Source organism: Salinibacter sp. (assembly GCF_036626415.1).
Taxonomy (GTDB): domain Bacteria; phylum Bacteroidota; class Rhodothermia; order Rhodothermales; family Salinibacteraceae; genus Salinibacter.
In genome coordinates this window covers 1-8,862 of sequence record NZ_JAZKRW010000118.1, presented here as the reverse complement: position 1 = coordinate 8,862, position 8,862 = coordinate 1, and the positions used below count along the sequence as shown (strand labels likewise).

Annotated in this window: 8 protein-coding genes and 2 tRNA genes; 2 read left to right on the top strand and 8 right to left on the bottom strand. The window is 67.2% G+C overall.

Going from position 1 to position 8,862, the window contains the following annotated elements; genetic code table 11:
* The 8 genes from V5A20_RS11510 to V5A20_RS11475 all read right to left on the bottom strand — a co-directional run.
* The coding region (locus V5A20_RS11510) for a HesA/MoeB/ThiF family protein (protein WP_332327390.1) at window positions 1–244 on the bottom strand (244 nt) is incomplete at its 3' end.
* Window positions 245–404: 160 nt separating this feature from the next.
* Window positions 405–695 carry a ubiquitin-like small modifier protein 1 gene (locus V5A20_RS11505; RefSeq protein ID WP_332327389.1) on the bottom strand — a complete coding sequence of 97 codons (291 nt, stop codon included), beginning with the start codon at window positions 693–695 and terminating at the stop codon, window positions 405–407.
* Window positions 696–757: 62 nt separating this feature from the next.
* Window positions 758–1,195, bottom strand: coding sequence for a M67 family metallopeptidase (locus V5A20_RS11500; RefSeq protein WP_332327387.1), 438 nt, complete (start codon window positions 1,193–1,195; stop codon window positions 758–760).
* A 143-nt stretch (window positions 1,196–1,338) separates the two neighbouring features.
* Complete coding sequence (locus V5A20_RS11495) at window positions 1,339–2,283, bottom strand: PLP-dependent cysteine synthase family protein (RefSeq protein ID WP_332327386.1); 945 nt, start codon at window positions 2,281–2,283, stop codon at window positions 1,339–1,341.
* Between the two features lie 362 nt (window positions 2,284–2,645).
* Entirely contained in the window at window positions 2,646–4,190 is a 1,545-nt protein-coding gene (locus tag V5A20_RS11490) for a cryptochrome/photolyase family protein (protein WP_332327385.1), read from the bottom strand.
* Window positions 4,191–4,287: 97 nt separating this feature from the next.
* A complete protein-coding gene (locus V5A20_RS11485; protein ID WP_332316211.1) occupies window positions 4,288–5,046 on the bottom strand; it encodes an SDR family NAD(P)-dependent oxidoreductase in 759 nt (252 codons plus the stop codon).
* A 350-nt stretch (window positions 5,047–5,396) separates the two neighbouring features.
* Window positions 5,397–5,468, bottom strand: a tRNA-Asn gene (locus V5A20_RS11480).
* Between the two features lie 195 nt (window positions 5,469–5,663).
* Window positions 5,664–7,751 carry a S9 family peptidase gene (locus V5A20_RS11475; protein WP_332316209.1) on the bottom strand — a complete coding sequence of 696 codons (2,088 nt, stop codon included), beginning with the start codon at window positions 7,749–7,751 and terminating at the stop codon, window positions 5,664–5,666.
* Window positions 7,752–7,907: 156 nt separating this feature from the next.
* On the opposite strand from V5A20_RS11475, the gene V5A20_RS11470 reads away from it, so the two are divergent.
* Together V5A20_RS11470 and V5A20_RS11465 are read left to right on the top strand one after the other, a co-directional pair.
* Window positions 7,908–7,995, top strand: a tRNA-Leu gene (locus V5A20_RS11470).
* A 571-nt stretch (window positions 7,996–8,566) separates the two neighbouring features.
* The coding region (locus tag V5A20_RS11465) for a metallophosphoesterase (protein ID WP_332327383.1) at window positions 8,567–8,862 on the top strand (296 nt) is incomplete at its 3' end.

Sequence of the window (8,862 nt, the reverse complement as noted above, 5' to 3'; positions counted from 1 at the left end):
GGTTGGACGCCTCGACCGTGTCGAAGTCGACGAGGCCGATGCGCCCGACGCCCGCCGCGGCGAGGTACGTGGCGGCAGGGGAGCCGAGGCCGCCCGCCCCGACGAGCAGGACGGACGAATCCTTGAGCGCCTCCTGTCCCTCGCGTCCAAACTCGGGAAGCGTGAGGTGGCGACTGTAGCGCTGGAGCTCATCGGGGGACAGCTCCGACTGTTTCTGGTTGGGGGCAGCAGTGGTCGTAGGCATCTGGTGTATACGGAATGGTTGGCCAAAGTGAGATTTCGTATTGCGTGTTTCGTATTGCGTATAAGTCGACACTGTGCGGATACGAAATACGGAATACGCACTACCAACCAGAATCAGGTCTATTCGTCCTGGTCGTGGCGGTGCAGTGAAACGTGGGCGTTCATCCGCCCGCAATCGAGGGCACGATGGAGACCTCGTCGCCCGCCTCCAGCGGGGTCTCTACGCCCTCGCCAAATCGCACGTCGTCGTCGCCGACGTAGATGTTCACGAACTGGCGCAGCTCGTCGTCCTCGTCGTAGAGGTTGTCGGCGAGGTCGGGGTAGCGGTCCACGAGGGCCCGGAGAGCGGTGTCGACCGTGTCGGCCTCCACCTCGACGGTTGACTGGCCGTCGGCGGCGGAGCGGAGCGGGGTGGGAATGCGGAGGGTGACGGTGGTGTCGGTGGTTGGCATGGTTGGTGTTGACCGTTGGAAGGTTGAAACTTCGAAGTGTGAAGACGTGTGGTGCAGCGTTGTCAGGCGGTCTCGGGAGCGCGCACATCGATCGCCTCGCGCCGAAACTCCGAGCGATCCGGGGCGAGGGTCCAGGCAGTCAGGTCTTCGGGCGTGCCGTCGTGGACGGAGACGATGACGTAGGTGTAGCCGGGGAAGGTGGCCTCCTCCACGTCCGTCTCCGAGGGGCGGGCCGGGTGGTCGGGGTGGGAGTGGTAGACGCCCACGACGTCGAGGCCCTGCTCCTGTGCCGCCGCGTCGGCCTCGCGGTAGTCGTCCGCCGTCAGCTCGTAGCGCCGTTCGCGATTCTCGGTGCGGCGGTTCGTGGCCCGGTGAAGGGCCGCGACGCGGTTGTCGCCGTCGTCCGTCACGGTGCCGAGCAGGAAGCCACACCCCTCCTCTGGGTAGGCGTCGGTGCCGTGCTGACGGATGGCGTCGAGGATCGGTTCGGTCGTTTCCATTCAGGGGCTGCGTTGGTGAAACGGGGAATTGATGCGTGAAACGGGACGCGTGAGACCCATGACGCGTAAAACGTGATGCGTAAAACATGATGCGTGAGGCATGAGAACGCTGCCAGTGCTCCGTCACGATCACGCCTCACGTATCACTCTTCATTCCAAAAGTCGTCACTCAGGTAGCGGGTGCCGGTGTCGCAGAGAATCGTGACGACGGTGCCGGCGTCGAGCGACCGGGCCACGTCGAGGGCGGTGGCCACGTTCGCCCCCGCCGACGGGCCGACGAGCAATCCCTCCTCCCGGGCCAGTCGGCGCGTCATGTTGACCGCGGCCTCGGTGGTGCATGTGCGGTGGGCGTCGGCGAGGTCCGGCTCGTAGATGCCAGGCACGATGGCGGTCTCCATGTGCTTCAGGCCCTCGAGCGCGTGCATGGCCGTTCCAGGCTGTAGGGCCACGCACTGAATCGACGTGTCGTGCGCCTTCAGGCGGCGTGTGACGCCCGTGAAGGTGCCGGTGGTGCCGAGGCCCGCGACGAAGTGGGACACCGAGCCGTCCGTCTGCTCCAAAATCTCAGTGCCGGTGCCGTCGTGGTGGGCGCGCCAGTTCGCGTCGTTGTTGTACTGGTCAGGGTAGAAGTAGCGGTCCGGATGCGCGTCGACGATCTCCTTCACGCGGCGTTGGGCACCGTCCGTGCCCGCCATCGGGTCCGTCAAGAGAAGCTCGGCCCCGTAGGCACGGAGCACCTTCTTGCGCTCCGCGGAGGCATTTTCGGGGAGGGCGAGGGTGACGTCCAGCCCCTTCGCCGCGCCGATCATGGCGTAGGCGATGCCCGTGTTGCCGCTCGTCGCGTCGATGAGCGTCTGGGTGGGGAGGAACGTGCCGGCGTCGAGCCCCGCCTCGATCATGCGGAGGGCCGGGCGATCCTTCACCGAGCCGCCGGGGTTCAGGTGCTCCGCCTTGGCGCAGACCGTCACGGCGTCCGGCAGGTCGGCCGTCAGGGCATCGAGCCGCAGGAGGGGCGTCTGGCCGATGGCGTCGACCAGGGGCGCCGACGAGACGGCCGGATTCGTGGGGGGAGCGGAGGCAGCACGCATGGGGGCAAGCGGTCGAGGGGACAAAAGAAAACGCCTCTCGCGGCGGGGCCGGAGAGGCGTGAGGCGTCAACAACATGTCGGGGCCCGTTCACTGTGTCGCTCCACAGGCCTGAGGGGCACCGACCGAACGCGGCCTCTCCGTAGACGAGCAGCACCGACACCAACAACGACATCGGACGGCCTCGGGGGCCATCGTCGCACAGGCCGCAATGGGGGGAAGGAAGTGCTGCATGAGGGGGGCGTGGAGAGACCCAAGTTCAAAATCTGAGTGCTGATACCTGAGCGGGCGCGCAGACGTTCCCGGAGTCGAGGGGACGTCACATTCTCGAAAGGGCCGTGCAGGCCACCCCGCGCTCCACAAATCAAAGGTCGCCGGCGTTCGCCAAAGCGCGCACCTCCTCCACCCGCTCGGCGATGTCCCGCAGCTCCGCGTCGGACTTGCGCCGGACGTTGGCGAGCTGGAAGTTCATGCGCCGGTTGCCCGAGAAGGTCTCCTGGTGTCGGTCCAAAAAGTTCCAGTAGAGCGACGTGAACGGGCAGGCGTCGTCCCCAACGGCTGTGTCCGGGTCGTAGCGGCAGTGCGAGCAGTAGTTGCTCATCCGGTTGATGTACTTCCCGGACGCCGTGTACGGCTTGGTGCCCACGGTGCCCCCGTCGGCGTAGAGGGCCATGCCGACCATGTTGGGGGTGGAGACCCACTCCCAGGCGTCGACGTACATCGCCTCGTGCCACTCGTTCATCTGCTGCGGGTCCACGCCGTAGAGCAGCCCGAAGAGCCCCATCACCATGAGGCGGGGGATGTGGTGCGCGTAGCCGTGCTCCCGGACCTGGCCCACGCACTCGCTCAGGCACCGCATGTCCGTGTCGCCGGTCCAGTAGAATTCGGGCAGGTCCTCGGTCGCGTCCAGCGCGTTGCGGTCCACGTACTCGGGGGCGTGCAGCCAGTAGACGCCCCGCACAAACTCGCGCCAGCCGAGAATCTGGCGCACGAAGCCCTCCACGGCGTTGAGGGGGGCGTGGTCGTCGTGGTACGCCTCCTCGGCGGCCCGGACCGCCGTCATCGGGTCGAGCAGCTTGAGGTTCAGGGCGCACGAAAGGCGCGAGTGGTAGAGGAAGGCCCGGCCCGTCCACATCGCGTCCTGGTACGTGCCGAAGTTTGGCAGCCGGTGCTCCACAAAGTCCGCGAGGGCTTCGTGGGCCTGGGCGGGGGTGACGGGCCAGCGGAATTCGTCGAGCGCCCCCGGTGCGTCGGCAAACTGGGTGCGCACCAGGTCGAGCACATCTTCGGTAATGGCGTCGCGCTCGAATGTGGGGCCCTCCGGCACCATGCCCGGCCCGTCCGCCCCAAAGCTCTCCTGGTTGTCGTCGTCGAAATTCCAGTCGCCCCCCACAGGGTCGCCGTCGTCGGTGACGAGGACATCGTATTCGCGGCGCCGCTCGCGGTAGAAGTACTCCAGCGTCAGCTCCTTGCGCCCATCGGCCCACTGCTCGAAGGTGTCGTGGGTCGCCAGAAAGTGGTCGTCAGCGTGCACGCGGAGCGGGACGCCCATCTCCTCGCACACGGCCTCGAGGGCCTCCAGGAGCGCGTGGCGCCCCGGCTCGGTCATGGCGACGCGCTCGGGCTGATGCTCGGCGAGCTGCTGCCGCAGAAAGGCGGGGGCGTCCTCGGCCGCGGCCGGGGCGTCGGCCGGCTGGTAGTGGACGGTCCAGCCGTGGTCGCGCAGGTCGTCCCGGTAGTGGCGCATCGCCGCGAAGCCGAGGGCGAGGCGCTGCTTGTGCTCCGCGTATCGGTCCCGGTGCACGTCCGCCTCCGTCATCGCCACGGCGTCGCGGCCCGGGTCGCCCTTCTGCAGGACGGTGGCGTCGCGGTCGAGTTGGTCCCGAAGGACGAGGATCAGGGTCCGCATGGAAGCACCGAGGGAGCGAAGAAAAGGAGAGCGGGGGACCGAGCGGGGGCGTTTCCGGCTCGCCCTTGCGCCCGGCCGGGAACGGCGCAGTGTTGCGCTATCCGGGGCGCACCGTGCTCAGGCCGCCGTCCACGCCGATGACCTGTCCGGTCACCCAGTCCGTTTCGGGGTCGAGGAGCCACGTGACCGCCGGGGCTACGTCCTCCGGCGTGCCGACGCGGCCCAGGGCGTGCATCTTCTCGGACTGCTTCCGGCCCGCCTCGGAGCTGAGGATCTGCTCCGACATTTGGCTCGTCGACCGCTCGCCGCCGCCGATGAGTCCCGGAGCCACCGCGTTCACCCGGATGCCCCGCCCCGCGTAGGTGGCGGCCGCGGCCTGCATGAGGCCCGTAACCCCGCCCTTGGCCGCGGCGATCGCCTCGTGGTTCTTGAGGCCGGTGCGGGACACCGCGGAGGTCATGAGCACGATCGAGCCGCCCTCCCGCATCATGGGCCGCCCGGCGGCCTTCACGGTGTTGAAGGCCGTGTCGAGGTTTTTCTCGATCTGCGTCCGGTACTCGTCGATGCTGGTGAGGTGGGCGGGCTTGAGCAGGACCGAGCCGACGAAGTTGACGACCCCGTCGAGGCCCCCGTAGGTGTCGGTAGCGTGCGACACGGCGGCCTGCACCTGCTCGAACTCAGTGGCGTCGAGCGGCATCGCGTCGCCGCCAGTGGCAGCGGCCAGGTCGTCCAGGTCGCTCTCGGTGCGGGCCCCGAGGACGAGCTGTGCGCCGTCGTCGGCAAGCCGGTGGGCGACCTCGGTCCCGATGCCGCCGGTTGCGCCGAGAAGAAGATAGACAGGAGAATCAGAAGCCATAGGGCAGAAGGGGAAGCTGTAAGGAGACGAACATTCTTTCTAGACCCGCTCATTCTCCAGGTTCGACAGGAGAAACACATATTCGCGGATCGTTACGGCCCCATGCAGGCGGCTGCGCCCGCACAGCGTGTCGGTGTTGGGGGGCGCAGTGTGCCGATGACGTAGAGACGCTCATTCGGGGCCTCGACCTCGCTATCGAGGCGAGAGGTGGAATGAAGAGGGGGACGCCGCCGGTCGCCGGTACGGAATCCAGACCGGTGGAGTTGGGGGCCGGGGGCAGGCACAGGTCCAGCCGACATCCAAGCGCGAAAAAGAAAATGCCCAGCCGGCGGTCACCGACTGGGCGCGTGCTCCCCGGGCTGGATTCGAACCAGCAGCCCTGCGGTTAACAGCCGCATGCTCTACCGTTGAGCTACCGAGGAATCGAAGGCAAGATGGGAAGGAAGCAGGAGCAGCGGCCTTCCCAAAAGACCTGATGCGCGAAACGGCACGGTGCTGGCCTGGGTTCCGACGATTCCGCATGACATCCGGGCCGTCGTCCCCAACACCGCCCCTCTACGCCGGGGGATTGATGTTCTTTTCACGGGGGCGAGACCCGGGGGCGCAGTCCAGGGGGTTTACTCGTTGAGGGACGGCCCGCCATGGCGACGAAACCACTCCAGCACGTGGGCGGCCTTGGCGGCCAGGTGGCTTGGGCGGGCGCCGATGCTGTGGGACGCCCCCGGAACGCGGACGAGCGCCGTCTCCACCTCTTGCAGCTTCAGGGCCTGGTAGAACTGCTCCGATTCGGACATCGGAGTGCGGTAGTCCTCGGTGCCCGTCATCAGCATGGTCGGCGTCGTCACGTTGTCGACGTACGAGAGTGGGGAGCGCTCCATGTAGTGGTCTTCGTGGTTCCAGGGCATTCCCGGAAACCAGTACTTGACGCCGTACGGATACATGTCCGCCGTGAGCGCCCAACTGTACCAGTTGATCACCGGCTTGGCGGCCACGGCGGCGCGGAAGCGGTCGGTGTGGCCCACGATCCAGGACGTCAGGACGCCGCCGCCGCTTCCGCCCGTCACGTAGAGGCGATCTTCATCCACGTAGCCGCGCTCCAGGACGGCGTCCACGCCGGACATCAGGTCGTCGTAGTCGTGCCCGGGATAGTCGTGGTGGATCGCGTTGCCGAAGTCCTGCCCGTAGCTGGTGGAGCCGCGGGGATTGGTGTAAAGCACCACGTAGCCGGCGGCGGCGTACAGCTGCACCTCCGCGGAGAAGTAGGGGCCGTACGAGGCGAAGGGGCCGCCGTGAATTTCCAGGACCAAGGGATAGTCCTCCGAAGGGTCAAAATTGGGCGGGGTTACGACCCAGCCCTCGATCGTGCGGCCGTCGTGGGACGACTCGTACGTGATTTCTTCGACGCTGCCGAGGGCGGCCTGATCGAACAGGTCGTCGTTCAGGGCCGTGAGGACCCGCGATTGCTGGCCGGCCCGCGCCACCGCCACGTCGGCGGGGCGCTGGGACGTGGCGTGCGTGTAGGCCACCCGTCCGTCGGAGGCGAGGCTAAAGGAGCCGCTCGTGTACGGGCGGCCGATGGAGGTCCCCCCCACATTTTCTGCCACGACGCGCCGGTCGCCGTCGAGCGTGGTGCTGCCAATCTTGGTGGAGCCCTCGTCCACGTACTGGAAGACGATGCGCTCGCCGGTGGCGGTGAACGTGGGGGCCTGGACGTCCCGGCCGAAGCCCTCGGTGAGGAGGCGCGCGTTGGTGCCGTCGCGGTTCATCACGTACAGCTTGGTCACCTGATAGCCCTGCTCGCGGTCGTCGAAGCCGGTGTAGGCGATCGTGCTGCCGTCCGGAGACAGGGCCACGTCGCCGTCCGGCCCCTGGCGGTTGGTGAGGGCCGTCACGGCCCCGCTTGCGACATCCACGGCGTACACCTCGGTGTTGAGCGGGTCGAGGCGCCGGTCTTCGTGCCGATTGGCGCTAATGAGGAGCGTCTCGCCGTCGGGGGTCCAGGTGGGGGTGCCGCCGTGGTCGTAGGGGCCGCTCGTGATCTGTCGTGGCGTGCCGCCCGACGCCGACACCGTAAAGAGCTGCGTATGGCCCTTCTCGGTGTATCCGCCGCCGTCAGAGCGGTAGTAGGTCTGGTCGATGACGTCGGGCCGCTCCGCCCAGTCGGCCCCCTCCGGCGGGCTCGGCATGCGGGCGAAGGGCTGCGCCTCCGACGGGACGAACATCGAGAAGGCCAGCCGATCCCCCTCCGGGTCCCACGAGAGGCCACTCGGGGACTCGTCGAGCTGCGTGATTCGGGCGGTTTGGCCGGTGTCCATCCACCGGACGAAGATCTCGGCCCCGTCCCCCTCCGTGGATGCCACGTAGGCGACCCGGTCGCCGCTGGGGGACCAGCGAGGCTGCGACGCATTCGTCCCCGGAGCAGTAAGGGGCCGATGCCCCGATCCGTCCGCGCGCACGATCCAGAGCCGGGAGGCCCGGTGGTCCTTCATCTTGTCCATGAAGGTGCGGGCGTAGACGACCCGGTCGCCACTCGGCGAGATCTGTGGGTCCGACGCGTACTCCAGGTCGAACACGTGCTCCAGGTCGAAGGCGAGGGAGTCCTGAGCGTACTGCGCCTGGGCCGGGGAGGCGGCCCCCGCGAGGCCGCCGAGGACGAGACCGAGTAACGCAAGAAGGCACACACTTCGAAGACGCACACGTCGCATGAGGCACGGGGCAGTTAATAAGCGGGATCGACAATTGGCAACGTACAAACCGAATTCGGAGAGTGCGAGCCCTGACCTGGGGCAAGGGGCGGGTGTGCGGTAATTTCAAGGAACATTTCGGGAGGTCGTGGGCGTTGGCTGGGTCCACATTTTGATGCCCGAGTGGCGGAATTGGTAGACGCGCGTGATTCAGGGTCACGTGGCCCTTGCGGCCGTGGAGGTTCGAGTCCTCTCTCGGGCACCAAGCGACAGCTATAAAAACGCCCCTCAGCGCCTGAAAATGGCGGCCTGAGGGGCGTTTTCTGTTGGGGCGTCTTGCCGATGGTGCAGAGGACTGCAAGGTGCCCCTGAACCGAACGGTCGAAGGAATGCTGTAGAAAATCGCTTGTCCTCAATGCAAAAACCCCACGCCGGGTTGGTCTCTGGAAGGGACTCCCGACGCGGGGCGCCCACAGCTACGTGGGCAAGATCAGCACACCGTTTTGGGCGCGCCTCTGTCGTGAACACACCCAAGTTGCTGACAATGCACAGTTCGGTCGTTTGAGAGATGGCGACTGTTACGGCGCGTTGGGCCGTCCACCGTGGGAGTGGTCTCACGACGGGATCGCCTGCCCGCTCCGAGCGCCAACTTGTGCCAACATGGGAGGGGCTGTCCGCGCCGCCGAACCCCGATGCGTAATACGCCCGGCCGGAGGGGGGCGGACGAGTTGGGGACGGAACTGAGGTTTTCTTACCATGGTGGGGCCCGCTGCCGTCCCCGGTCTCGCCTTGGATGCGAGCGGGTGTGTCTCTCTTTCATAGCCCTGTGACTCCGTGTGGCCAGCGCCCCTTGCCGCATATTGTGTACCGGCGACCTTCACCTCGGTCGCTACCCGTCCGGGGTGCACTCGCGAGACCGAGAGTGGGCGGTCGACCGGGTGTGGGAGAACACGGTGTCGTACGCCATACAACAGGCGGTGGACGGGGTGGTGCTGACCGGCGATGTTGTCGACGCCCAAAACAAACGCTACGAGGCGCTGGGGCCGCTCCAGCGAGGCCTCCGCCGGCTTGGAGACGCAGGCATCCCGGTCGTGGCGGTGGCCGGAAACCACGATTTCGACGCGCTGCCCCG

Excerpts from the sequence above, each read along its gene's own strand:
- V5A20_RS11475 (WP_332316209.1), bottom strand. The coding sequence starts at position 7,751 with ATGCGACGTGTGCGTCTTCGAAGTGTGTGCCTTCTTGCGTTACTCGGT.
- V5A20_RS11505 (WP_332327389.1), bottom strand. The coding sequence starts at position 695 with ATGCCAACCACCGACACCACCGTCACCCTCCGCATTCCCACCCCGCTC.
- V5A20_RS11485 (WP_332316211.1), bottom strand. The coding sequence starts at position 5,046 with ATGGCTTCTGATTCTCCTGTCTATCTTCTTCTCGGCGCAACCGGCGGC.
- V5A20_RS11495 (WP_332327386.1), bottom strand. The coding sequence starts at position 2,283 with ATGCGTGCTGCCTCCGCTCCCCCCACGAATCCGGCCGTCTCGTCGGCG.
- V5A20_RS11500 (WP_332327387.1), bottom strand. The coding sequence starts at position 1,195 with ATGGAAACGACCGAACCGATCCTCGACGCCATCCGTCAGCACGGCACC.
- V5A20_RS11490 (WP_332327385.1), bottom strand. The coding sequence starts at position 4,190 with ATGCGGACCCTGATCCTCGTCCTTCGGGACCAACTCGACCGCGACGCC.